Annotated in this window: 25 protein-coding genes and 2 riboswitches; of the genes, 21 read left to right on the top strand and 4 right to left on the bottom strand. The window is 44.5% G+C overall.

All coding sequences use genetic code 11. From position 1 onward, the window contains the following. Positions 1-14 precede the first annotated feature (14 nt). Positions 15-797: an undecaprenyl-diphosphate phosphatase gene (locus AR334_RS17685; protein ID WP_066314339.1), complete on the bottom strand. Its 783-nt coding sequence runs from the start codon at positions 795-797 to the stop codon at positions 15-17. A 198-nt stretch (positions 798-995) separates the two neighbouring features. Between AR334_RS17685 and AR334_RS17680 the strand changes: the two genes are divergently transcribed. Together AR334_RS17680 and rodA are read left to right on the top strand one after the other, a co-directional pair. After that, the gene (locus AR334_RS17680) at positions 996-1,754 is read left to right on the top strand and encodes a DUF4931 domain-containing protein (protein ID WP_066314338.1); all 759 of its coding nucleotides are present in this window, start codon (positions 996-998) and stop codon (positions 1,752-1,754) included. Positions 1,755-1,889: 135 nt separating this feature from the next. After that, positions 1,890-3,062: a rod shape-determining protein RodA gene (gene rodA, locus AR334_RS17675; protein WP_066314337.1), complete on the top strand. Its 1,173-nt coding sequence runs from the start codon at positions 1,890-1,892 to the stop codon at positions 3,060-3,062. Between the two features lie 234 nt (positions 3,063-3,296). On the opposite strand, the gene AR334_RS17670 is transcribed toward rodA, so the two are convergent. Beyond that, the gene (locus tag AR334_RS17670) at positions 3,297-4,286 is read right to left on the bottom strand and encodes an ABC transporter substrate-binding protein (RefSeq protein WP_066314336.1); all 990 of its coding nucleotides are present in this window, start codon (positions 4,284-4,286) and stop codon (positions 3,297-3,299) included. Positions 4,287-4,570: 284 nt separating this feature from the next. On the opposite strand from AR334_RS17670, the gene AR334_RS17665 reads away from it, so the two are divergent. The 5 genes from AR334_RS17665 to AR334_RS17645 are packed head-to-tail and all read left to right on the top strand — an operon-like array spanning position 4,571 to position 8,506. Next, positions 4,571-5,575, top strand: a complete 1,005-nt coding sequence (locus tag AR334_RS17665) for an iron ABC transporter permease (protein WP_066314333.1) — start codon at positions 4,571-4,573, stop codon at positions 5,573-5,575. Further along, positions 5,572-6,627, top strand: a complete 1,056-nt coding sequence (locus AR334_RS17660) for an iron ABC transporter permease (protein ID WP_066314332.1) — start codon at positions 5,572-5,574, stop codon at positions 6,625-6,627. The genes AR334_RS17665 and AR334_RS17660 overlap by 4 nt, the downstream gene beginning before the upstream one ends. 53 nt (positions 6,628-6,680) lie before the next feature. Continuing rightward, positions 6,681-7,502 (top strand): ABC transporter ATP-binding protein, encoded by an 822-nt coding sequence (locus AR334_RS17655; RefSeq protein WP_066314331.1) that lies wholly within the window; start codon positions 6,681-6,683, stop codon positions 7,500-7,502. Beyond that, positions 7,495-8,295, top strand: coding sequence for a siderophore-iron reductase FhuF (fhuF, locus tag AR334_RS17650; protein ID WP_066314329.1), 801 nt, complete (start codon positions 7,495-7,497; stop codon positions 8,293-8,295). Before AR334_RS17655 ends, fhuF begins: the two co-directional genes overlap by 8 nt. Continuing rightward, positions 8,255-8,506 (top strand): DUF2573 family protein, encoded by a 252-nt coding sequence (locus tag AR334_RS17645; RefSeq protein WP_066314327.1) that lies wholly within the window; start codon positions 8,255-8,257, stop codon positions 8,504-8,506. The genes fhuF and AR334_RS17645 overlap by 41 nt, the downstream gene beginning before the upstream one ends. Before the next feature lie 51 nt (positions 8,507-8,557). Here AR334_RS17645 and AR334_RS29035 read toward each other — a convergent pair whose 3' ends face one another. After that, positions 8,558-8,689 (bottom strand): YuzL family protein, encoded by a 132-nt coding sequence (locus tag AR334_RS29035; RefSeq protein ID WP_082692999.1) that lies wholly within the window; start codon positions 8,687-8,689, stop codon positions 8,558-8,560. 218 nt (positions 8,690-8,907) lie between these two features. Between AR334_RS29035 and AR334_RS17640 the strand changes: the two genes are divergently transcribed. The 8 genes from AR334_RS17640 (at position 8,908) to AR334_RS17605 (ending at position 16,722) form a co-directional block, all read left to right on the top strand. Then, positions 8,908-11,295 carry a 3-hydroxyacyl-CoA dehydrogenase/enoyl-CoA hydratase family protein gene (locus AR334_RS17640; protein ID WP_066315362.1) on the top strand — a complete coding sequence of 796 codons (2,388 nt, stop codon included), beginning with the start codon at positions 8,908-8,910 and terminating at the stop codon, positions 11,293-11,295. Positions 11,296-11,364: 69 nt separating this feature from the next. Then, positions 11,365-12,540, top strand: a complete 1,176-nt coding sequence (locus AR334_RS17635; protein ID WP_066314326.1) for an acetyl-CoA C-acetyltransferase — start codon at positions 11,365-11,367, stop codon at positions 12,538-12,540. A 66-nt stretch (positions 12,541-12,606) separates the two neighbouring features. Further along, on the top strand, positions 12,607-14,388 hold the full coding sequence (locus AR334_RS17630) for an acyl-CoA dehydrogenase family protein (RefSeq protein ID WP_066314324.1): 1,782 nt from the start codon (positions 12,607-12,609) through the stop codon (positions 14,386-14,388). A gap of 167 nt (positions 14,389-14,555) precedes the next feature. Next, on the top strand, positions 14,556-14,915 hold the full coding sequence (locus tag AR334_RS17625; protein ID WP_066315358.1) for an arsenate reductase family protein: 360 nt from the start codon (positions 14,556-14,558) through the stop codon (positions 14,913-14,915). Positions 14,916-14,986: 71 nt separating this feature from the next. Next, positions 14,987-15,370, top strand: a complete 384-nt coding sequence (gene gcvH / locus AR334_RS17620) for a glycine cleavage system protein GcvH (RefSeq protein ID WP_066314323.1) — start codon at positions 14,987-14,989, stop codon at positions 15,368-15,370. 145 nt (positions 15,371-15,515) lie between these two features. After that, a complete protein-coding gene (locus AR334_RS17615) occupies positions 15,516-15,752 on the top strand; it encodes a YusG family protein (RefSeq protein ID WP_066314320.1) in 237 nt (78 codons plus the stop codon). 143 nt (positions 15,753-15,895) lie between these two features. After that, complete coding sequence (locus AR334_RS17610) at positions 15,896-16,258, top strand: toprim domain-containing protein (RefSeq protein ID WP_066314318.1); 363 nt, start codon at positions 15,896-15,898, stop codon at positions 16,256-16,258. A 155-nt stretch (positions 16,259-16,413) separates the two neighbouring features. After that, positions 16,414-16,722 (top strand): thioredoxin family protein, encoded by a 309-nt coding sequence (locus tag AR334_RS17605; RefSeq protein ID WP_066314316.1) that lies wholly within the window; start codon positions 16,414-16,416, stop codon positions 16,720-16,722. A gap of 683 nt (positions 16,723-17,405) precedes the next feature. Here AR334_RS17605 and AR334_RS17600 read toward each other — a convergent pair. Then, a complete protein-coding gene (locus tag AR334_RS17600; protein WP_066314314.1) occupies positions 17,406-18,311 on the bottom strand; it encodes a nuclease-related domain-containing protein in 906 nt (301 codons plus the stop codon). Between the two features lie 316 nt (positions 18,312-18,627). Between AR334_RS17600 and AR334_RS17595 the strand changes: the two genes are divergently transcribed. The 6 genes from AR334_RS17595 to AR334_RS17570 all read left to right on the top strand — a co-directional run bounded on the left by AR334_RS17595 (position 18,628) and on the right by AR334_RS17570 (position 24,949). Further along, complete coding sequence (locus AR334_RS17595; protein ID WP_066314311.1) at positions 18,628-19,890, top strand: MFS transporter; 1,263 nt, start codon at positions 18,628-18,630, stop codon at positions 19,888-19,890. A 126-nt stretch (positions 19,891-20,016) separates the two neighbouring features. Then, complete coding sequence (locus AR334_RS17590) at positions 20,017-20,367, top strand: hypothetical protein (protein ID WP_172799250.1); 351 nt, start codon at positions 20,017-20,019, stop codon at positions 20,365-20,367. A 200-nt stretch (positions 20,368-20,567) separates the two neighbouring features. Then, positions 20,568-20,670, top strand: a riboswitch (SAM riboswitch). A 61-nt stretch (positions 20,671-20,731) separates the two neighbouring features. Beyond that, on the top strand, positions 20,732-22,045 hold the full coding sequence (locus tag AR334_RS17585; RefSeq protein WP_066314309.1) for an O-acetylhomoserine aminocarboxypropyltransferase/cysteine synthase family protein: 1,314 nt from the start codon (positions 20,732-20,734) through the stop codon (positions 22,043-22,045). Between the two features lie 142 nt (positions 22,046-22,187). Further along, positions 22,188-22,299: riboswitch (SAM riboswitch) on the top strand. Positions 22,300-22,419: 120 nt separating this feature from the next. Next, positions 22,420-23,445 (top strand): methionine ABC transporter ATP-binding protein, encoded by a 1,026-nt coding sequence (locus tag AR334_RS17580; protein WP_066314303.1) that lies wholly within the window; start codon positions 22,420-22,422, stop codon positions 23,443-23,445. Then, positions 23,438-24,103 (top strand): methionine ABC transporter permease, encoded by a 666-nt coding sequence (locus AR334_RS17575; protein ID WP_066314299.1) that lies wholly within the window; start codon positions 23,438-23,440, stop codon positions 24,101-24,103. The genes AR334_RS17580 and AR334_RS17575 overlap by 8 nt, the downstream gene beginning before the upstream one ends. A gap of 15 nt (positions 24,104-24,118) precedes the next feature. Further along, the gene (locus AR334_RS17570) at positions 24,119-24,949 is read left to right on the top strand and encodes a MetQ/NlpA family ABC transporter substrate-binding protein (RefSeq protein ID WP_066314297.1); all 831 of its coding nucleotides are present in this window, start codon (positions 24,119-24,121) and stop codon (positions 24,947-24,949) included. Positions 24,950-25,303: the final 354 nt, after the last annotated feature.

Raw genomic sequence — 25,303 nt, 5'->3', positions numbered from 1 at the left:
CAACCGCCTGAAAATTAGAACTTTCCAGTAAACTGAAAGAACAACACTAGTACTCCGAGCGCCCACACATAAATCGCGAACGGCTTCAATGAGTGTTTTTTCAAAAAGCTGATCATCCATTTAACAGCGATGTAGCCGAACACGGCGGAAGCGACAATTCCGACAATCAGCGCTGATAAAGAGATTTGCTCTCCGCCATCGCTGAACAGGTCCTTTGTTTGTAACACAATCGCACCGGCAATGGCAGGTGTCGATAATAGGAAGGAGAAATATGCCGCTGTTTCACGGTCCAACTTGCGCCACAAGGCAGCAACAATGGTCATCCCGGAGCGGGAAATCGCCGGCATAATCGCCACCGCCTGAAACGTTCCGATGATAAAAGCATCCTTGTAACTGATGTCGTCCATACGCTTATGGCCATTTTTCGCGGAATCGGCCAGCCACAGAAACAGCCCTGTAATTAGGAACTCCCAGCCAATCGTCACGCCTGTTTTGGAAATTTCATCGATATAATCCTTGAACGCCAGCCCGAATATCACAGCCGGAATGGTCCCAATCACTAATAAAAACGTTAATTTGCTAAACGGATTCTTAATCATTTTAATAAATTCATCTTTATAAAAAACAAACACCGCCAACAGTGTCCCCACATGGAGCATCGTATCGAGCAACAGCCCTGCTTCCTGTAGGCCGAACAAATTTCGCCCCAAATAGAGGTGGCCGGTGCTGGAAATCGGCAAAAATTCCGTCAAACCCTGAATAATCCCAAGGATGAATGCTTCGAGTTTTGTTAACATATTGTTCCCTCTCATTCTCGTAAATTTACGAAAGCCTGTACTATTCATGAATATGCCAATTTATCCAATTTCATGAAACACTCTTTTATTGTAGAGTGCATGATCTATTAGGGTCAATAAATTCCAAATCAAAATATGTGCAAAGCGAGCGCCTTCTCCCATAAAATAGAACTAAAGCACTCGAGAGGGGATGCGGGTTTGGAAAATAAACATCTTCATTTTAATACTTCCATCGGTGTCAAAAAGCCGGAAAACTACCGTAACAAGGAGCAGGCCTGTCCCTTTTGCGCACGTGACGAACTGACCGACCTGATTGAGGTAGATGGTCCTATTATCTTATTGAAAAATAAATATCCTGTTTTAGAGAATGCTTACCAAACCGTGCTGATTGAAACAGATGACTGCCACGCCGAACTGTCAACCTATCCGAAAGACCATTTACATAGGTTGGTTCGATTTGGTTTGCGGCATTGGCTGGATTTAGAGGCAACCGGCAGCTACAAATCAGTAATTTTTTTCAAAAATCATGGTCCGTTGTCCGGGGGCACGCTGGCCCATCCACATATGCAGATTGTTGGCCTGCATGACCTTGATTATAATGAAAAAGTTAATCATGAAATGTTTGAGGGACTCTTACTGGCCGAGGAGACAGGTGTCCGGTTTACGCTGTCTACGCTGCCGCGTGTCGGGTTTTATGAGTTTAATGTCGAAATCGCCGATTTAAGCTTTGCCGACCAGTTTGCTGATTATATCCAAATCGCTGCCCATTACATTCTGCACCATTTTCCGTTTAGGGCGACAAGCTATAATATCTTTTTCTATCATCTTGATCGAAAAATTTATGCCAAAGTCGTCCCGCGGTTTATCACAACACCGCTGTACATCGGTTACGGACTGCCGCAAGTGCCAAACAATCTTGGCTGGATGGCGGAACGAGTTAAAGAGATTTACTTTTAAAAAATGGCTGGTTTCCCAAGTGGAAGCCGGCCATTTATAGTAAATAAACCCAACCCCGGTTTGGAAGTTGTGATTTCGCTCTAATAAAAATATAATGTAGGAATGGACAAGTTCATCTAAGGTGGGGACTTTAACATGACCTCAAATAAAAACACAACGTCTAAGCTGGATTACAGCTTGGTTTTAATAGTAATGCTGCTGTTTTTGGCGAGCTGTGTGTCAATATACAGCGCCCAGGCAAGCGGACAATATAAAGAAAACTTTTTGATTAAGCAGATTGTTTGGTATGTGGCGGGCGGCGGCATTATCGCAGCCATCATGACACTCGATTCAGACCAGTTGCGCAAGCTGACCTGGTATGCCTACGGGTTTGGTATCTTTCTGCTTGGATTTTTAATCGTGGCACCGACTAGCATTGCCCCAGTGATTAACGGGGCGAAAAGCTGGTACAAGGTGCCGGGTTTTGGCTCCTTGCAGCCATCCGAATTCGTAAAAATCTTTATCATTTTAGCATTAGCCAGGGTGATTGACGACCACCATCTGAAAAATCAGGAAAAAACAATCCAGTCTGATTTGTGGCTGTTAGTAAAGCTCGGTCTGGTTACGATGCTTCCGTTATTGTTGGTGATGAAGCAGCCGGACTTGGGAACGTCGCTCGTTTTCCTAGCGATATTAATTGGGATGATCTTCATTGCCGGCATCTCCTGGAAGCTGCTTGTTCCAATTTTTACTGCAGGAATCGCGATGATTTCGGTCATTTTCTATTTTGTATTGTTGAAACCGGAAATTTTGGAAAAATACCTTGGGGTAAAGCAGTACCAATTCGGGCGGATTTATTCGTGGCTCGACCCGTACAACTTCCAAAGCTCGGCCGGGTACCAGCTGACGAAATCGCTGCTGGCAATCGGATCTGGCCAAACCGGCGGAAAGGGCTATGGCAATCGCGAAGTATATTTACCAGAGAGCCACACTGACTTTATCTTCAGTGTCGTCGGTGAGGAATTCGGTTTTGTAGGTGCAAGCGTGTTAATCAGTTTGTTCTTCCTGCTAATTTACCATATTACCAAAGTGGGGATGGAAACAAAGAATCATTTCTACACCTATATCTGCGTCGGGGTCATCAGCATGATTACCTTCCACGTGTTCCAAAACATCGGCATGACCATCGGCGTGCTGCCAATTACCGGTATCCCTCTGCCGTTTATCAGCTACGGGGGAAGTGCGCTATTGGGGAATATGATGGGGATAGGACTCATATTTTCTATCAGGTATCATTATAAAAAGTATATGTTTTCGACAACCGCGTAAAAGGGTGGCCTGCTGGCTGCTCTTTTTTTTGTGAACGGATTTGGCGTTTGGCGAAATAGATGCGGAATTCGGCGAAATGATAGACAAGTTAGGCGAAATAAAACGGTAATTGAGCGAAATAACTTGCGAGTTTAGCGAAATACAATAAGAAATTAGCGAAATCTCATCCATCCATGAAAAAAAACGAGGCCATGGCAAGCCTCGTTTTTTCATCTGGGAAGGTATATAAAAAATTTATTTAAGCAACTTCTTTTCTAAATCATCCAGCATCAAGTTTGCTGCAAGTACACCGCCGGCTGTGTTCCAAATGGCGTCGCTGACCTCAAAGGCATTACCACTTTTCACTGCATTCAGGTTTTTCCAAAGCGGGTCAGATGTCCATTCTTTGGCTGTGTTTAACGCGGTTTGGTCCCCGTTTGGAGCATATGTGAAGTAGAACAGGTAGTCGGCATCCATTTTTGGAATGACTTCTTTTCCAACCTCAACAGCCAGGTTTCCGAGCTTGTTTTGCGGAGTGAACAGGTCAGCCTGCTTGGCCGCACGTTTAAATCCTAATTCGTTAAAAATCACGCCGGAGAAGGAGTCGGTATAGTAAATCCGGGATTTGCCGGCCATAAACCGGACAACAGAAACCTCTTTATTCACTTTATCGCCTAGCTTGCCTTTTAAATCGGCAACATGCTTATCATAATCTCCTAATACTTGATTTCCTTTTTCCTCAAGGTTTAGGGCTTTTGAATATAATTTGAAGTTTTCTTTCCAGTCTCCTCTCAGCGTTTCCGCAAACACAGTCGGGGCAATTGCGCTAAGCTGGTTGTACACCGCTTCTTGGCGCATCTTGTTGCCGATGATTAAATCAGGCTTCAGCGTCACGATTTTCTCGACATTTACTTCACTTTCAGTTCCGACGACTTCAACGCCTTCCATATCCTTTGAAATATGTTCGTACCAAGGATCGCCAAGCCAGGATTGCACCGCACCAACAGGTTTTACGCCCATGGCCAATAATGCTTCCGTGCCTTCATTTGTCAGGATTACGACACGCTTTGGTGTTCCTTTAATGGTTGTTGAACCCATCGCATGCTCGACAGTGTAGGACGTTTCTTCCGTTTTATTCGGTGCTGCTTTTTCATCCTTTTTTTCTTCGGTGTTGCCGCCGCATGCTGATAACAGAATCACAGCCATAACGGACATAAGGGTAAGGAATGTTTTTATTGCTTTCATTTTGTTATGTAGCCCCCTTAGCTAATTGTTAATGATAATCATTTTCATTTAAAGTCTACAACCATATGATAAGGGGCACCATACCCAATGTCAACGCTTAAATGAAAATGATTTTCAAAATCAGTAATTATTTTTCCTCCATTCATAGTATAATTGAAAAAGATTATCAAATATGAGGACCGCTTTTTTAAAATTCAATTGAAAATGATTCTCACATCCTCATTGACAATCATTATCAATTACCGATAGACTAAAAGTAAGACATGTTGGAAAGGTTTACGAAGATGTTGTTAAAAAATACTTCATTAAAATGGGCCGGGTTTCTCATCGCGATTATTGTCATGCTGTTCTTGATGGGCGCGAGCATTGTGTTTGGCTATACGGACACGACCTTGCAAATGGCAATTGATGCGTTTACCAATAATAACGGTTCCAATGAACATATCATCATTGAAACGGTGCGGCTACCAAGGGCGTTAATTGCGTCTGCGGTAGGGGCAAGCCTAGCGATTGCTGGAACGCTGATGCAGACATTGACGAAAAATCCGCTGGCATCGCCAGGAATATTTGGAATCAATGCCGGGGCAGGCTTTGCTGTAGTCGCCGCCATTACATTATTTAACGTTAACAATATGCAAGGATTCAATGCTCTAGCTTTTCTCGGAGCGGCGGTTGCAGCTATCAGCGTGTATGCCATCGGGTCTTTCGGCCGTGAAGGTATGACCCCAATGAAGCTGACCTTGGCAGGGGCGGCGATTTCGGCGATGTTTGCCTCGTTTACCCAGGGGCTGCTTGTGCTTGATGAGGCGCTCTTAGACCAGGTTTTATTTTGGCTTGCCGGCTCCGTTTCTGGACGGAAGCTAGAGACGCTGATTTCAGTTCTTCCTTATATAGGGATTGGCTGGGTGGGCGCCCTTTTAATTTCTGGAAAAATGAATATCCTTGCCATGGGGGAAGACGTGGCCAAGGGACTTGGGTTAAATACCGGCTTACTAAAAATCGCGATTGGCGTGATCGTCATATTATTGGCAGGGGCAGCTGTCGCCACTGCAGGGCCGATAGGCTTTGTCGGAATTGTCGTTCCGCACCTGACTAGGTCGATTGTCGGAATTGACCACCGCTGGGTGATTCCCTTTGCCGGAGTGTTAGGGGCGATTTTGTTACTGGCAGCGGATATTGCCGCACGCTATCTGCTGATGCCGTCGGAAGTCCCAGTTGGGGTCATGACGGCGATCATTGGAACTCCATTCTTCATTTACATCGCGAGAAGGGGGTTCAATGCACGATGAGCAAATATAAAAATTTTCGCCTCCTAGCCGGGAAATTTTCCGTACTGGTCGATCGAAAAGCGGGCTTCATTTTCACTATCCTTGCCCTCATCGCGTTCGTAGTTTTCACTATCAGCACCGGGTCGGGAGAAATGAAGATCAATCCACTGACTGTGGTAAAAGTGTTGTTTGGTGCCGGACCGGAAATGGAGACGCTGGTGATTACCTCTTTCCGTCTGCCAAGGATTATCGTGGCGTTGATCGTGGGGATGTCATTGGCCGTAGCCGGTGGCATTTTGCAGGGGATGATCCGCAACCCGCTTGCATCTCCTGATGTCTTGGGAATAACCGGCGGTGCCGCCGCCGCTGTTGTCGGATTCCTAGCGATTTTTAGCGATAAAAACCATTCATTAACGGTCAGCATCGCCTGGTTGCCGTTGGCCGCTTTTATCGGGGCCGGGGTAGTCGCTTTCCTTGTTTACTTTTTGGCTTGGAAAAATGGCGTGTCGCCCATTAGGCTTGTGCTAATCGGAATCGGAATTTCGACGCTTATGCAGGCGCTAACGACCTTCCTGATGGTATCGGGGCCAATCTATCAGGCAAGCCAGGCGAATATTTGGATTACCGGAACGGTTTATGGCTCTAACTGGCAAAACGTTGCAATCCTCGTTCCTTGGGCGGTTATTTTTTTAATTATGGCATTGATTGCGGCCAGAATCCTTAATATTCAGGAACTTGGCGATGATGTCGCCACAGGCTTAGGCGAGAAAGTGCAAAAGCACCGGTTTATCTTGCTAATGATCAGTACAGCCTTGATTGGCGGTTCGGTCGCGTTTGCCGGCGGCATCGGCTTTGTCGGGTTAATGGCGCCACATATGGCGCGGAGATTGGTAGGCTCTTCGTTCGGAGCCCTGCTCCCGACTTCGGCAATGCTCGGCGGGATTCTCGTCATGCTTGCTGATTTAATCGGCAGGACAATGTTCTCGCCGCTTGAAGTCCCGGCCGGGGTGTTTACAGCCGGGATAGGAGCCCCTTATTTTATTTACCTGCTTTTTAAAACAAGAAATGCATAATATATTGCGAGGGAAACTTTGTCCTTCAGCTTGAAAAAAAGGAGCTGGCATTGATGACGAATGCGATTGAAACGAGAGATTTATCGATTTCATATGGGGAGACGCTCATTATCAATGAATTGGACTTGAACATTCCAAAGGGCGAGATTACTGTGTTTATCGGCGCGAATGGCTGCGGAAAATCGACGCTCCTCCGTTCAATTGCCCGTCTGTTGAAGCCAAAGTCCGGTTCGGTTCTGCTAGATGGAAAAGCGATTTCCAAGCTTTCCACAAAAGAGATTGCTAAAAAAATGGCGATCCTGCCCCAGTCCCCCTCCGCACCGGAAGGATTGACTGTCCTTCAACTTGTCAAACAAGGCCGCTATCCGCACCAATCCTGGCTGCGGCAATGGTCGGAGGAAGATGAGCAAAAGGTAAATGATGCCTTAAAGGCGACAAGACTAGAGGACTTAAAGGACCGCCCGGTTGACTCGCTTTCGGGCGGACAGCGCCAGCGTGCCTGGATTGCGATGACGCTGGCCCAGGATACCGAGATTATTCTATTGGATGAGCCCACGACTTATCTGGATATGACCCATCAAATCGAAATCCTCGATTTGCTGTTTGAATTAAATGAAAAGCAAAACCGTACAGTGGTCATGGTGTTGCACGATTTGAACCTTGCCTGCCGCTATGCCGATAATATTGTCGCCATCAAAGATCAGAACGTATATGACCAAGGGAACCCTGAACACGTGGTTACACGCAGTATGGTCAAAAATGTATTTGGTATGGACTGCGAAGTGACAATGGACCCGCTGTTCGGCACCCCGCTCTGCATTCCATATGGAAAAGGCAGACGGATCTTGAACGAGGCGGTGGCTGCCAATGGTTAAGGCACTGACAGAAAAAGAATTAATGGCGTTGAAAAAATACAGATTAAATCAAGGCCTGAGAGATTCCTTTGCTGTTGCCGATTTATTGGATGAGAAGTTTTTAAAGGAATTTATAGTAAAGTTAGCTGAAGTCATTGATGCTCCCAATGAAAAGGTGGCAGCCTCCATTTTCGTAAAACGGTATGCGTTTTTAGCGGTAATCTCGCTATTTGCGATGTCCGCTTGGAACAAAAAGGTTGATGTCAGTCTGGGGAAGACTTATATGGAAAAACTAGATCAATGTACCATCTGGCTTCCGGCGTTTTCGTTTAGTGAGCTTGCGGCGGAGGAATGGGATTCTAGCGAGAATCGCGATGAATGGCGAAAAGGCGTTCTTAGCGATTTGTTCACAAAAAATATTGACCCAATCATAACCATGCTTGAAAAAACTTTTCGGATTTCAAAGATGATATTGTGGGAAAATATTGCCGTTTACCTATTCTGGCTGTACGAGACAGAGTTAAAGGATTCGGATAATAAGTATGTTCAGGACGACTACAGGTTTTTGCTTTTTGAAGCAGAAGGTTCGGTATTTGGAAGTCATAGACGAAACCCAATACAAAAATATTATGGCGAAAAGGTGTACATGGAGGAATATGCGACAGAGGTAAGGCGGCGGAAAACCTGCTGCTTCTCCTACCGTCTAGCCGGCGGCACAAAGCGCTGCAAAGTCTGCCCATGCGCCCAAATTGCCAAGGATGGAAGGTGTGACTATGGAGAAGACGTTTGCGGACCAGCTCGAGGCCTTGCTTGAAAAATACAGCGAGCTTTTGGTCGGGGAGACGGATGAGGAAACGAAGGAAAAGGTAAAGGCATGGGCGCTTTACAGCCACATCGCCAAATCGATGCCGGCATTGATCAATCACTGGAGCGCCTTGTACCCTGAAGCTCGGGCTGAGATGAAGGAGATTATTAATGAAATTAAGGTGCTGAACGAGCAGCATCGGAATTCGATGAAGAAATAAAAATACAAAAAGGTGCTCCAAGAATTAGCGGAGCACCTTTTTTTAAAAAAATTATCTCTTAAACTGGCTATTCTGGCTGTTTTGCTTGTCGACCCCGCTGGCTTCACGGCCAGGTCCCGCATTGCCTTTTACACTTGCGGCACTGACCCCGGCTTTGGACGGGTTCTTCTTCATTCTCGCCATCATATATCACCTCATGTGATAGGATGCCCTCCCGCAAAAAATATATCTAATCGAGAAAGAAAGTCATTATTCGAAAAAATTTCAATTTTCCGCGTTTACTGATTGCACAATTTTTTGAAATATTTTATAGTTGAAGTAGTAAAACTCATTCTATGTGAATTTTTTTTGACAAAAAAATGAATGAGTATTCATTCAAACGTTTGAAGGGGGAGACAATGTTGAACCAATTAATCAAAAAAGCGGCTGTCCTCGGGTCCGGTGTCATGGGTTCAGGAATTGCAGCTCACTTGGCCAATATCGGCATTCCGACACTATTATTGGACATCGTGCCACGTGAATTAACGAAGGAAGAACAAGCAAAAGGACTGACATTACAGGATAAACAAGTACGTAACCGTATCGCGGCGACGAATATTCAAAAACTGCTTAAGCAAAAGCCGGCTCCGCTAGCCGCCAAGAAGAACATTGCACTTATCGAAGCTGGAAACCTTGAAGACGATCTCGTTAAATTAAAAGATGTTGACTGGGTCATCGAGGTCGTAGTCGAAAACTTGAATGTCAAAAAACAGGTTTTTGAAAGAGTTGACCAGTTCCGCAAGCCTGGTAGCATCATCAGCTCCAACACTTCTGGTATTTCGGTTGAGGCGATGGTTGAAGGCCGTTCAGAGAATTTCCAAAAGCATTTCCTTGGAACACACTTCTTTAATCCGCCGCGCTATCTGAAGTTGCTAGAAATCATTCCAACACAGTACACAGATCCTGAGGTCCTCTCCTTCATGAAGACATTTGGTGAAGATGTCCTTGGCAAAGGAGTCGTTGTCGCAAAAGATACACCGAACTTTATCGCCAACCGCATCGGCACTTACGGCCTGCTCGTGACTGTGCGTGAAATGCTGAAGGGTGGCTACAGTGTCGGTGAAGTCGATTCGATCACCGGGCCATTAATCGGCCGTGCCAAGAGCGCAACCTTCCGTACCCTTGATGTTGTCGGACTTGATACGTTTTATCATGTGGCCAACAATGTCTATGAAAAGGTGGAAGGCCACGAGAAAGAAGTATTCGAAGTTCCTCCCTTTATGAAGAAGATGGTCGAAAACGGCTGGCTTGGAAGCAAATCCGGGCAAGGATTTTTCCTGAAAAAAGGTAAAGAAATACTTGAACTTGATCCAAATACATTAGAATATGGACCGCGCAAAAAACTGTCCACTCCTTCTATGGAACTTGCCAAGCAGGAAAAAGGAACTGGCAACAAATTGAAAGCGCTTGTCTACGCGAATGACCGTGCCGGACAATTCCTGTGGAACACAAACTCACAAAATCTTGTATATGCAGCAAAGCTTCTCGGCGAAATCGCGGACGATATTGTCTCCATTGACCGCGCGATGAAGTGGGGCTTCGGCTGGGAGCACGGTCCGTTCGAGGCGTGGGATGCCATCGGCGTTGAGAAATCAGTCGCCAAGATGAAGGAATCGGGCTTGGAGGTTCCGGAGTGGGTTACTGAGATGCTCGAAAACGGCTTCACTTCCTTCTATAAGGAAGAAGCAAACGGAGATTTGTATTACTACCATAAAGGCGAATACTTAGCGGTCGAGTTCAATCCAAAGGCAATTAACCTTAAGAAAATCAAGAAGCAAAAAGGTGTCATCAAGAAAAACAGCGGCGCCAGCTTAATTGATATTGGCGATGGTGTAGCACTGCTAGAGTTCCATTCACCAAACAATGCGCTTGGTATGGATACGGTCCAAATGATCAACTTTGCGATTGATGAAGTCGAGAAGAACTACAAAGGCCTCGTGATCGGAAACCAAGGCAAAAACTTCTGTGTCGGTGCCAACCTAGCGATGATGCTGATGGAAGCCCAGGACGACAACTATTGGGAGCTTGACATGGTTGTCCGCCAGCTTCACAAGGCATTGTTAAAAGTAAAATACAGTTCGAAGCCGGTTGTTGCCGCTCCATTCGCGATGACACTGGGCGGCGGTGCCGAAGTTTGTCTGCCGACAGCCCACATCCAGGCATCTGCGGAAACCTATATGGGTCTTGTTGAAGTCGGTGTTGGGTTATTGCCTGGCGGCGGCGGAAATAAAGAACTTTACATCAAACATTTAGAAAATATGCCAAATGGCGTTCCGTTTGACCTACAGCAGGTAGCCAATAAAGTATTCGAAGCGATTGCCACTGCAAAGGTTTCGACTTCCGCTGAAGAAGCGCGTGAAAACAACTTCTTAAGCAAGTCTGACGGAATCAGCGTCAACGGTGACCATCTGTTATACGATGCGAAGCAGGCTGTCCTTGCCCTTCACGAAAAAGGCTATAAGCCGAGAGTCAAGAAAAAGGTTCCTGTTGTCGGTGAAACCGGCTATGCGACATTGTTGCTCGGTGCTGAGGGAATGCGCTTGTCCGGTTACATCTCAGAGCATGATATGAAAATTGCCAAGAAGATTGCCTACGTCATTGCTGGCGGCAAGGTGCCATATGGAACCGAAGTTGATGAGGAATACTTATTAGACCTTGAAAGAGAAGCGTTCCTAAGCCTGATCAAAGAACCAAAGACACAGCAGCGGATGCAGCACATGCTCGTTAAAGGCAAACCTTTAAGAAATTAATTAAACGCGGGCTGGAATTGCCCAGCCCTTTTTCGAAAAAATAGATTGCTAGAAAGAGAGGGAACTTGCATGAGAGAAGCGGTAATCGTTGCCGGAGCAAGAACACCGGTCGGCAAGGCAAAGAAAGGTACGCTTGCCCAGGTCCGTCCCGATGATTTGGGCGCCTTGGTTGTCAAAGAAACATTGAAGCGTGCCGGTGGGTATGAAGGAAATATCGATGATTTGGTCATAGGTTGTGCTACACCAGAAGCAGAGCAAGGAATGAACGTGGCAAGAAATATTGGAGCGTTGGCAGGCCTTCCGCACACTGTGCCTGCCATCACAGTTAATCGGTTCTGTTCGTCGGGACTTCAAGCGATTGCTTATGCGGCACAATCGATTATGTTGGGTCACACTGACACAGCGATTGCGGGCGGCGTCGAGTCGATGAGCTTGCTGCCAATGGGCGGCCACGTGATTCGTCCAAACGTGAAACTGGTTGAAAGCGCCCCTGAATATTACATGGGCATGGGTCACACGGCAGAAGAAGTTGCCAAGAAATACGGCATCACCCGCGAAGAACAGGACGCCTTTGCAGTACGAAGCCATCAACGTGCCTTCAAAGCCATTCAGGAAGGCAAGTTTGTCGATGAAATTGTGCCAGTCGATGTTACGTTCCGTTCTGTCGGCAGTGACAACAAGCTTGTTGAAAAAACCGTTCAATTTTCCGTTGATGAAGGCGTTCGTCCTGATACCAATCTGGAAACATTGGCGAAGCTTCGCCCGGCATTTTCAATTACGGGTTCAGTTACTGCTGGTAACGCATCACAGACAAGCGACGGTGCAGCCGCTGTAATGGTCATGGACCGTGAAAAAGCAGAGGCGCTTGGTCTAAAGCCGTTAGCTAGATTCCGTTCGTTTGCTGTTGGCGGAGTGCCGCCAGAAATCATGGGCATCGGTCCGGTTGTTGCTGTTCCAAAAGCCTTGAAACTTGCCGGACTCCAAGTATCTGATATCGACCTATTCGAATTGAACGAAGCCTTTGCTTCCCAATCGATCCAGGTTATCCGTGAACTTGGCCTTAATGAAGAAAAGGTCAACGTTAACGGCGGGGCAATTGCGCTTGGTCACCCGCTTGGCTGTACCGGTGCAAAATTAACCTTAACTTTAATTAACGAATTAAAACGCAGACAGCAGCAATTCGGTGTCGTTACGATGTGTATCGGCGGCGGAATGGGCGCAGCCGGCGTATTTGAATTACTGTAAACCGTTAATAGAGGGCTGGTTTAACTGGCTCTCTTCCCTACAATTTTTTAATAGGAGGAATTTTACATGACTGAAACAAAAAAAGTTGTAAAAGGCGGAAGCTTTTTAATTGAAGATGTTTCATATGAGCGAATTTTTACACCTGAAGATTTTACCGAAGAGCATTTAATGATTGCTAAGACTGCGGAAGACTTCGTTGAAAAAGAAGTACATCCAGTGCTTGAGCGCCTTGAAAACCATGAATTTGATATCACCGTTAAATTGTTGAAGGAAGCCGGCGAACTTGGCCTTTTGGCTGCTGACGTTCCTGAAGAATACGAAGGCTTAGGCTTGGACAAAATCACGTCTTCGTTAATTACGGAAAAAATGGCTGGCGGCGGCGGTTTCGCGCTTTCTCACGGTGCCCACGTTGGGATCGGTTCCCTGCCAATCGTATTATTCGGTAACGAAGACCAGAAGAAACGCTATTTGCCAGCGCTTGCATCTGGGGCAAAGCTTGCCGCTTATGCATTGACTGAGCCAGGCTCCGGTTCTGACGCCCTTGGTGCGAGAACAAATGCCAAATTAAACGCAGAAGGCACTCACTATATCCTGAACGGTGAGAAGCAATGGATCACCAATGCCGGCTTCGCTGATGTATTTGTAGTTTATGCAAAAATAGATGGCGAGAAGTTCACCGCCTTCATCGTAGACCGCGACTTCACAGGCGTTTCCGTTGGTGCAGAAGAAAAGAAAATGGGAATCAAGAGCTCATCGACTCGTACACTTATTTTAGAAGATGTGCCTGTACCTGTTGAAAACCTGTTAGGCGAAATCGGCAAAGGCCACGTTATTGCCTTTAACATCTTAAATATCGGGCGTTACAAGCTTGCAATTGGTGCAGTTGGCGGTTCTAAGAAAGCATTTGACATGACTGTTCAATATGCAAACGGCCGTCAGCAATTTAAGACTCCAATTTCCCAATTCAATTTGACGAAAGAGAAGTTCGGTACACTTGCTTCCGAAATCTATGCCGCTGAGAGCTCCGTATGGCGCACAATCGGCTTATACGAAGAGAACCAAGGCAAACTTTCTGACGAAGAAACAAAGGATATCAAGAAGTTGGCGGATTCGATTGCCGAATATGCCATCGAGTGTTCTTTGAACAAATTCTTTGGCAGCGAAGTGCTTGCCCATGTGGTTGATGAAGGCGTGCAAATTCATGGCGGCTACGGCTTCATGCAAGAGTATCCAATCGAGCGCGCTTACCGCGATGCCCGGATTCAGCGCATTTTCGAGGGTACAAACGAAATCAACCGTTTGCTTGTCCCTGGAACACTTGTGAAGAAAGCGTTGAAAGGTGAACTTCCTTTATTCCAAAAAGCGATGGCGCTTCAAGAGGAATTGATGATGCTTATGCCGGAAGAACCAGGTGATGAGCCATTGGCACAGGAAAAATATCTTGTAAGACAAGCGAAGAAACTTGCCCTGGTTGCAGCTGGTTTATCAGCACAAAAATTCGGCAAAGCTCTTGAAGCGGAGCAAGAAATCCTTGCCAATATTGCTGATATTATATCAAACGTTTATGCCATGGAATCTGTGGTATTACGTACAGAAAAAGCCATTGCGAAAAACGGTGCGGAAAAGAACAAGCAAAAGCTTCTTTACACAGAAATCTACTGCCAGGAAGCCTTCAATCAAATTGAAGCCATTGCCAAAGAAACACTTGTGGCAGTTGAAGAAGGCGATATGCTGCGCATGATGCTGTCAACGCTTCGCAAGCTGACTCGCCACACTCCAATCAATGTGATCGCGAAAAAACGCGAAGCTGCCGATGCGATCATCGCTGCAGAGCGCTATCTAGTATAATAATTAACAGGGCTCTCATTAGTTTTTCCGAGAGCCCTTTTAAATTTTTCCGTAAAGAGGCAGGATATTTACGAAATTAGTCGAAATTGTTGATTGAATATTTTTTCTTTAATGATAGTTATGGTAAGATGCTATTGGGACCTATATTTGTGAAGGCGGTGAAATGGGTGTCTCTGACTTTTTATTGGTATCCTAAATGCGGTACCTGTCGAAACGCCAAGAAGTGGCTTGATGAACATGAGCTGTCATATCAAGCGGTACATATTGTAGACAATCCTCCATCGCGCGAGGAAATCAAGAATTTTTACCAAAAAAGCGGTCTGGAATTAAAAAAATTTTTCAACACAAGCGGAATGAAATACCGCGAACTGGGCGTCAAGGATAAATTGAAAACCGCTACAGAAGACGAACTACTCGATCTGCTGGCATCCGACGGCATGTTATTAAAGCGTCCGATATTAACGGATGGCGAGCATGTAACGGTCGGCTTTAAAGAGGACGAGTACGAGAAAATTTGGATGAAGTAAAGCTAACAAAGGGAAATCGAAATTTTTCGATGATAGATTTTTTTGAAAAAATAATGGAGGGATTTTAAACAATGAGCACACCAAAAGAATTGCGTTATTCTGAAGACCATGAGTGGGTAAAAGTAGAAGGAGACAAAGTGCGCATTGGCATCAGCGACTTTGCGCAATCTGAGTTAGGAGATATCGTATTCGTTGAACTTCCGGAAGTCGGCGATGACGTCACAGCCGGCGACCCATTTGGCAGCGTTGAGTCTGTTAAAACTGTTTCCGAGCTTTATGCGCCTATCAGCGGCAAGGTGGTTGAAGTTAACGAAGACTTAAACGACAGCCCAGAGTTTGTGAACGAATCACCATACGAAAAAGCATGGATGATTGTGGTTGAGGTTTCCGACAACAGCGAAGTTGAAAAGCTGTTGACTGCTGAACAATACGAGGCAATGATTAAAGAAGATTAATCATTCCGGCTGCCCACCAAGTAGGGTTGCCAAAATTTTTGGAAAAGCGCCTTTTCGAAGGTGCTTTTCTGTTTTTTATTACCACTATTCCAAAGGTTAAATTAGGGGACCCTAATCGTAAAACAATTGGAAGGTGGAGAAATCGTTGTTAAAACAACAAAAGATCGATGTCACAGACCGCGTCATCGGCAAGCTGAAAAATGGGGAAATCGAACTCTTTTTGGAGAACCAGCCGATTGGAAAAATAAAGCTGGATGAACACATCCGACCTGAACTCGACCACCATTTCGAAGAGGAACAGCAAAAAATTTTTCAGCATGTCACGGTGACAGAGGGCAAGGATGCCAAGTATACCGATTGTGATGAGGGTGGATGGTGTTAGGATTTTGTGATTCATCATTCATGAGCATATCCCTATTTTTAAATTAATAATGATGCTATAGTTAACATATCAAACAAGCGCGCACACAATTGGCAAAATTCGGAATATGTTAACATAAAACAGACTCTCTCAGGTGATGAATGATGAATGATTCGTATGTTGACAAAGTTTTGATTGTCGAAGGAAAATCAGATAAAAACAAGGTAAAGGAAATCGTTAAGGAACCGGTCGAAATCATTTGTACCAATGGCACAATTAGCCACTCGAAATTGGACGAATGGATCGATTTCCTTGAAGACAAGGATATCTATATCCTGGTCGATGCCGACGAGGCGGGGGAAAAGCTTCGCAAGCTGTTTAAACGAGAATTTCCCAATGCCGAGCACTTATATATAGATCGAATGTATCGCGAGGTTGCCACGGCCCCGGAGCACCATCTGGCGACCGTGCTCCTTGGCGCAAATATTGATGTCCATAGTGAGTATTTGGAGAATGGGCTTCTGTAGGTATGGAAGCAACGCCAAGTGTTTAGAAATGGACTGTTTGAAGGGCGCCAATCCGGGTGTTTGGAACATGGACCGTTGTAAGAGAGCCAATCCTTCGTTTGGAAAATGGACTTTTATATAGAGCCATTTAAGAATTTAGAAATGGGTAACTTATCATGAAAGAATGGAATCAAAATGATTTAACCGCCTTTCTTGGCGCTGCCGGGACAGGGCTGGTTTATTTTTATACACCCATGTGCGGCACTTGCCAAGTGGCCGGGAAGATGCTTGGGGTAGTTGAGGAAATTGTAGATATAGAAATTGGAAAAATGAATTTGAACTTCTTTCCGGGACTGGCGGTGGAGTATGCGGTGGAGAGCGTCCCTTGTTTGCTGTTTATCCGGGAGGGGGAAGTCGTGGAAACCTTATATGCCTTTCGCTCTGTGATGAATTTGCTAGAGAAGATCAAGGGCAACTTGGGATAGTGTGTGAAGCAGATGCTAGAAGTGGCGTCTGTTTTTTTGTTTAAAAAAAAGTGGCCATTTAGAGCGTTTTAAAAAATTCAGGAGAAAGTGGAGTCTCTCATGACCCGTTGGCGAGGAAAAACAGGCTGGGCGCGTCATGAGAAAGAGTTCCATGACGCGTAAGAGAGGAAAAACCGTCTGAGTGCGTCATGGGAAAGAGCCCCATGACGTCTAGAAGAGGAAAAATCGTCTGAGCGCGTCATGGAAAAGAGCCCCATGACGCGTTGGATAGAAAAAACCGTCTGAGCACGTCATGAGAAAGAGTTCCATGACGCGTAGGATAGAAAAAAACGTCTGAGCGCGTCATGAGAAAGAGTTCCATGACGTGTTGGATAAGAAAAAACGTCTGAGTGCGTCATGGGAAAGTCTCCCATGACGCGTAGGAGAGGAAAAACCGTCTGAGCGCGTCATGAGAAAGAGTTCCATGACGCGTTGGATAAGAAAAACCGTCTGAGCGCGTCATGAGAAAATCTCTCATGACCCGTTGGGTAGGAAAATCCCTTGAACCACGTAATGGGAAGGAGTTCATAGCGTATATTTGACGAAAATAAGTTCTCTTAGAAAGAATAAAGGTTTGCTGTCCTGCGCATAAGGAGAATCCTCATACAAAGGCTACTATGCAGACCAATTCCAAACAATTTTAACTATTTACAAATGTAATAGCGGTAGGTTTTCTCCCCGACACTATTAAAATTTTGATTCATGACCCTCCTAATTGTCCTTCTAGACTCCACAATCCCGCACCACTCATGTACCAAATTAGTCGTGATCCTCGTCTCCGGGAACAACATCATTATTTCCCTCACACTCCGTACCACGGCAGTATCCACCGGTTCAACAGCCCCACAATCCTTACAAACTATCTTATCCCCCTGCAAAAAAGTCGAAAGCCTATGGCACAAAAAACAAAGGATACCCTTCCTTGAATGGCCAAAGTCGTAAGCTGGATATTTAGCATAAGGCGAATCAACCAAATCAAGTGACACCAAAAGCTCAGTCAGCTTTTCGTGACCTTCGGTAATTTTTGAGTACTCCATATTTAACTTTTTCAAAAACTGATTCACTTGTGTCGGGAGTATAACAAAATGATTTTGAGGAGCATTGTATAAGGTGAACTCGGGGTTAATATAAACCAAAAATGATTCAATAGTAAAATTGTATCCATAATAATGTATTAATTGGCGGAAAAAAGTCTCAGCTCGTTCTAATTGATTCAATGGGTCTCGTATAAATGTTTCGCCTTTTTTTAAACGACCTTCAGCATCGAAGTGGTAATCACCTTCGTAATTCTTAACATCAATGAGGTAAATTTTTCGCAGAAAAATCATCAGCTTGTCAATTTGAAATGCGCTGTCGCCGGACTTCAGCCACAAACCGTTTATGATGCAGCATTTATTTTGGAGCATGCCATCAGCCATGGAATCAAACTTGACCTCTCCAGTAAAGCCCTTTTCTAATTTCCATTTTTCTTCCTTCAGTAAATCCATCCTTGCATTCAATGAACGCGCCATCGATAATTCTTTTGGGACCTGCCGCGGCTTAATCAGCATACATCCACCATCCTTCATAATGTAAAATACAACTTAATTTTACAAGATTTCCCCATACTCCCAGACTTAACATATGAAACTTTTGTTAACTTTTGTCGATTCCTAAAATTGCGAACCTTCCTGATTTACAAAAACTTGGTTACTAGATTATGATACTTAGGGATACGAAATAATACTCCTGCAAACCAGATTCAGGAACTCAAAATCGGATTTCGGAACCATAAATGTCAGTCGCAAACCTAGATTCCGGAACGCCAAAATATGCACCAGCACACCCAAATCTTGAATCCAGAAATATCAAAGGAGCATACACAAAATGGCCTTTTACCACAATTGGGCAGCCCAATTCAGTACATATAACCGGAATATCAAACTGAGCTTCATCTCCAACATTCTTGCGCAGATCGGCTTAGGCGTGTTTATGGTGATATACAATTTTTATATAAGAAAGCTTGGCTACTCGGAGGCCGTTAACGGGCAAGTGATTGCGATGACCTCGCTTGCCACCGCGCTTATCCTGATACCGGCGGGAATCATCAGCGACCGCTACAGCCGAAAAAAAGTCATTTTATACGGGGTCCTTATTTCAGGGATTATTTTACTGGCCAGAAGTGTGGTTTCCGGCCAGCAGTTGTTAATTATATTGGCGTTCATCAGCGGGCTGGCAATGGCCTTTCTCCAGGTATCTGGAATCCCGTGGCTTGCGGAAAATTCAACTCCAGAGCAGCGGGTCAATTTATTTAGCCTGCATTTTGCATTTATGACCGCGGCCAATGTGGTGGGAAGCCTGCTGGGTGGCCTGTTAACCGATGTATTTTCATACTTTGTCAGCGATGTAAACAGCATTAGGTTGACACTAATCATTGGCGCGATTATCTATACAATTGCGATTATACCGACTATGAAATTTCAAAATCCGGTCCAAAAATCTACCGAATCCAAGAAAGCAGCCAAATCATTCTCTTGGAAAAATAACGGCATGAAACTAATTGTCTTATTCGCGGTTGCCCAAATTTTAATCGGCTTTGGTTCGGGCTTGGTTATTCCATATTTAAATCTGTATTTTTCCGACCGTTTCAGCGCTTCCACAACATCAATCGGGTTCATTATCTCACTCGGACAGGCGGCTACGGCGTTGGCGATGTTTATTGGCCCATGGGTCGTAAAAAAGGTGGGCGAAGTAAGGGCGGTTGTGTTCCTACAGCTGGCTTCGCTGCCGTTTCTCCTGCTTACCGCTTATACGAATCATCTATGGATTGCGGCCTTAGGATTTTTATTCCGTCAAGCATTGATGAATGCCGGGAATCCGATTCAAATGTCACTGATGATGTCAAAGGTGAACGACTCGATGAAAGGCCTGGCCAATTCTGTAAACCAAATGGTGTTTAACCTGGGATGGGCGTTAATGGGGCCATTATCAACCGGAATTGTCGTTCAGTACGGCGCATATTGGGGCTACGCCTATGTATTTACGATCACCGCAACCTTATATTTAATCGGGTCGCTCTATTTCTTCATCGTTTTCAAAGGAATCTCCACAAAAGCAGAAAAATCGGTAACGACAACCAAAATATCATAACCCGACATATTTCTTGAAAAATCAACCCTATTTCTCAACCCCTGCCAGATTTTTGTCGAGCGAATCTTAAAGGAATAGGAGAGCTATTGCTGAATAGTATTGTATAGACATGCGATCGGAGTGGTTATGATGAACGAAGCGGTTAATTCCTTTTTAATGGCGGTTAAAGAGCAGGGGCAGCTGCAGCCGCTGTTGGAGTCTGCAGATTTACGGCTAACCTTGATTACGGAAGAACAAACTATTCAGTTAGTTTTTAAAAATGGCGTTGCCTCCGCCACATATGGAACAGAAATAGAGCCGACAATGTACAGCATTTGCGGTGATGCAGACGATATAACACGTCTCCTCCGAGGGTCGGAAAGATTAAGGACGCTTCAAAAAGGCGGATTCTTGAAAGTATCTGCACCGCTGAGAATGGCTCTGTTGCTAGAATCTATTTTTTATCTGGCCAAGCCGGACCGTGCGCTTGTCTCGTGAAGGGCTAGTGCACAATACTCTTGTTTTACGAATCACCTAACCCGGACTCTAGGCTTGTCTCGTAATGTGGCCAAGCACTACTGTGCTCTTGTTCCATGAAGACCCTAAAAACAATATTTTAATCAAAGGTATTGACTCGGAATTAAAAGTCTAGTATTATATTTTTTAAATATTCTACTAATAAAGTAAATTTATAAAGTTTCTTATCAAGAGAGGCGGAGGGACTGGCCCAAAGATGCCCGGCAACCGGTTTTACACACGGTGCTAATTCCAGCAGAGCAAGTGGGCTCTGGAAGATAAGAAGAGCGGGAGCCCCTCTTCTTATGAAGTGGGGTTTTATTTTTAAACAAAGGGGAGAAAAAAGATGACAGAAAAGAAGAATTATCGGTTCGAAACATTGAGTGTTCATGGAGGATTATCGCCGGATCCGGTAACGGGCGCGCGTGCGGTGCCAATCTATCAAAACAACGCCTACCAATTTAAAAACACCGAGCATGCGGCCAACCTTTTCGCCCTCGCAGAGCCAGGCTACATATATACCCGGATTCATAACCCGACGACAACTGTTTTTGAAGATAGGGTGGCATTGTTGGAAGGTGGAGTCGGCGCATTGGCTGTAGCAAGCGGCATGGCGGCGATTACACTTGCCATCCTAAACGTTGCGGAAGCTGGCGATGAAATTGTGGCAGCCGGAAACCTTTATGGCGGAACATATAATTTATTTGCGGTAACCCTACCGAAATACGGAATCAAGGTTAAATTCGTTGATGCCGATAATCCGGAAAACTTCCGCGCAGCGATTACCGAGAAAACAAAGGCCGTTTTTGCAGAAACCATTGGTAACCCAAGCCTACGCCTCCTTGATATAGAAAAAGTAGCGGAAATTGCCCATGAGGCAGGGGTTCCATTAATTATTGACAATACGTTTGCAACACCATACCTGTGCCGTCCAATTGAATATGGCGCCGATATTGTGGTTCATTCTGCCACGAAATGGCTGTTAGGAAACGGGACATCAACTGGAGGTGTCATTGTCGACGGTGGCAAATTCGACTGGAATTCGCCGAAATTTCCAGGATTCACAACGCCGGATGACAGCTACCATGGTCTTGTTTATGCGGAGGCATTAGGTGCAGTTGCTTATATTATTAAAGCACGTGTCCAACTCCTGCGTGACCTTGGTCCTGCGTTAAGCCCGCAAAATGCCTTCCAGTTTACGCTAGGTCTAGAGACGCTCCACGTAAGGATGAAGGAGCATGTTGCCAACACCAAGACGGTAGTGGAATACTTATTAAACCACCCAGCCGTGGAGTGGGTTTCCTATCCAGGGCATCCGTCACATCCTGATTATGAACTGTCGCAAAAATACCTGCCTAAAGGTGCAGGCTCGATGGTTGTGTTTGGTATCAAGGGTGGCAAGGAAGCGGGTGCGAAATTAATCAACAACATCCAGCTTTGGGCGCACGTTGCCAATGTTGGCGATGCCAAGAGCTTAATTATTCACCCTGCCAGCACCACTCACCAGCAGCTTGATGCTGAAGGGCTGAAAGCAGCAGGAGTGTCTGAAGATTTAATTCGTCTGTCCATTGGGATCGAAAATGTCGAGGATTTAATTGAGGATCTGGAACAAGCCATTGAGGCGGCAACTGGCCTAGTCTCGCAAAAGGCAAAGGCATAAAGATTTCCAGTCATGCTAAAAACAAATGCGTAAAGCATTTCCAGTAACATTTTCGTTGACACTACTTTTTATCCGTGATAAGATAGCCAACATAAATCATTTTTTGAAAAATATTTTAAATTGAATATTAAGATTGCTTAAGCTCTTATCAAGAGAGGTGGAGGGATGTGCCCGATGAAGCCCGGCAACCGTCAGTTTTTAAAATTGAAATGGTGCCAATTCACACAAAGCCAAAAAGCTTTGAGAGATGGGAGAAAGGATTGTATTTTATGATGCCTTTCTGCCCGTGCAGGAAGGCATTTTATTTTTCAAAAAAAGAATCCTTTCGCTAGGATAATCAAAACCTATATCAAGGATGAAAAGTAGGTGATTCAATGATTTCAATCAAAAATGTCCGGAAAATTTTTCAGTCAAAACAAGGGCAGTTAAAAGCCGTTGATAATGTCAACCTAGAAATAAAAGAAGGAGAAATTTTCGGGGTAATTGGGTATAGTGGTGCAGGTAAAAGTACCTTAATTCGCATGCTAAACGGTTTGGAACTGCCAACAGAGGGCAGTGTTACGGTTGCCGGCCGTGAGATTTCGAAAATCAAAGGCAGTGAGCTTCGGAAGGCTAGGCAGGAAATCAGCATGATCTTCCAGCACTTTAACCTCCTTTGGTCAAGAACGGTAAGTGAAAATATTGCTTTCCCATTAGAAATTGCTGGTGTCAGCGCACAACAGAGAAAAAAGCGTGTGGCCGAACTGATTAAACTGGTTGATCTTGAAGGACGTGAGGATGCTTATCCTTCCCAGCTGAGTGGCGGGCAAAAGCAGCGCGTTGGGATTGCAAGGGCGTTGGCGAACAGTCCAAAGGTTCTCCTTTGTGATGAAGCGACCTCGGCACTCGACCCACAAACGACTGATTCTATCCTGGAATTATTAGTGGATATTAATAAAAAGCTAGGCCTGACAATCGTATTAATTACACACGAAATGCATGTTATCCGGAAAATCTGCCACCGGGTTGCGGTAATGGAGAGTGGGAGAGTCGTTGAACTTGGCTCTGTCCTCGATGTATTTAAAAATCCGCAGCAGCCAATTACGAAACGATTCGTACAGCAAGTAACCGAGCAGGAAAAAACAAAGGAAACAGCCGAGCATTTGCTGGGGCGCTATCCGCATGGAAAGGTAGTCCAACTTACTTTCCTTGGAGAGTCTGCTGAACAGCCTCTTATCACTCGTGTGATTCGCGATTTTGATGTAGTGGTAAATATTCTGCAAGGGAATATATCACACACGCAAAACGGGTCATATGGAACATTATTCATTCACTTGGATGGTCAAACGAATGAAATTCAGAACGCCATCGATTATATTCACTCACAGCAAGTGGGCGTGGAGGTGATCAGTCATGGCTGACTTTATGGAAATGGTCAAGTGGGACAACCTGATGCTCGCGACACGTGAAACCATCTATATGACATCGATTTCTGTGCTGGCAACATTTATATTAGGCTTGTTGCTGGGCCTGGTGTTATTTCTGACAAGTAAAGGAAACATGTGGGAAAATCGAGCAGTAAATGTGATTATCGCTGGCTTTGTTAATATTTTTAGATCGATTCCTTTTATCATCTTAATTGTTTTATTAATCCCTTTTACCAAGATACTGGTTGGAACAATGCTTGGTGCCAATGCGGCATTGCCGGCGCTGATCATTGGGGCAGCTCCGTTTTATGCTCGAATGGTGGAAATCGCCCTTAGGGAAATCGATAAAGGTGTCATCGAAGCCTCACAATCGATGGGAGCCACACATGGCCAAATTATTTTCAAAGTATTAATTCCGGAATCAATGCCAGCGTTAATTTCCGGTATTACTGTTACGGCGATATCACTTGTTGGCTTCACGGCAATGGCAGGGGTGATTGGAGCCGGAGGGCTAGGTCATTTTGCCTACCTCGAAGGCTTTCAGCGAAATCGGCCGATTGTTACGCTAACAGCAACGATTGCGATTTTAATTTTAGTATTTATAATCCAATTTATTGGAGATTATTTTACAAAGAAAACAGATAAACGATAACAGGAGGAGAATAACATGAAAAAAGTTCTTAGTTTGATTTTTATTGCATTTACTGTATTTGCTTTAGCTGCTTGCGGCGGTGCGAAAGAGGATTCAGCAGATAAAGGCGGAAATAAGGAATTAGTTGTCGGTGCATCTGCAGTGCCACACGCAGAAGTGCTTGAAGCAGCAAAACCTTTATTAAAGGATAAAGGGATCGACTTAAAAATCCAGGTATTCCAAGACTATGTCCTACCGAACGTTGCATTAAGAGATAAAGATTTGGATGCAAACTATTTCCAAACTCCAGGATATTTAGCGCTTCAAATGAAAGAAAATAAGGATTTTGATTTTGTAGATGTAGGCGGGATTCATAAAGAGCCAATCGGCATTTATTCTAAAAAGTATAAGAGCCTAAAAGATCTTCCAAATGGTGCGACCATTATCATGAGTGATTCCCTAAGCGACCATGGCCGTATCCTGCCGATTTTTGAAAAAGCAGGATTAATCAAGCTTAAAGAAGGCGTTGGTGCTAACGCACGAATCGACGATATTGTTGAAAATCCAAAGAACCTGAAGTTCCCTAAATTAATTGAAGCAAAATTATTGGCTTCTTCCTTTGAAAACGGTGAAGGCGACGCAGTGGCAATTAATACTAACTATGCACTCGAAGGTGAAATTGATATTGAAAAATATGGTATTGCTTTTGAAGAAGCTAATGCTGTACCTGCAAACCTTGTAGTCGTTCGTTCCGAGGACAAAGACCGAGAAGAAATTAAAACTCTAGTAGAGGTTCTTCGCTCAAAAGAAATTCAAGACTTTATTAAGGACAAATACAAAGGTGCCGTGATCACGGTTTCTGAGTAATATAAATAGGAAGAAAAACGGGTGAAGAGGCTGTAGGTGACAGCCTCTTTTCCTTATACATTAAACAATCTGTTTAAGCTAAAAATAGAATTGATTACGCTTAATTTAATCCATTGGCATTTCCCTGTAAAATAAGGTATGATTTTAATCGAGTTTATTTTACATAATTCTTATCAGAATTTTCTTTCAACAATTCTTATCCATTCTCAATTGGTAACGCTTTAGTGAAAATATAGACTAGTTATCACTGCATAAAGGTTGCTAATAGATTTCATTTGTTATAAGATTGTAATGAGAATAGATTGAGAATGAACTTTCAAATCGACGGTGTCGACACGATACAAAACATTCTTT

Source organism: Bacillus sp. FJAT-29814 (assembly GCF_001510715.1).
GTDB lineage: Bacteria > Bacillota > Bacilli > Bacillales > Cytobacillaceae > Neobacillus.
The sequence above is the reverse complement of the archived record's forward strand: the minus strand, read 5'-3'. Positions and strand labels throughout refer to the sequence as shown.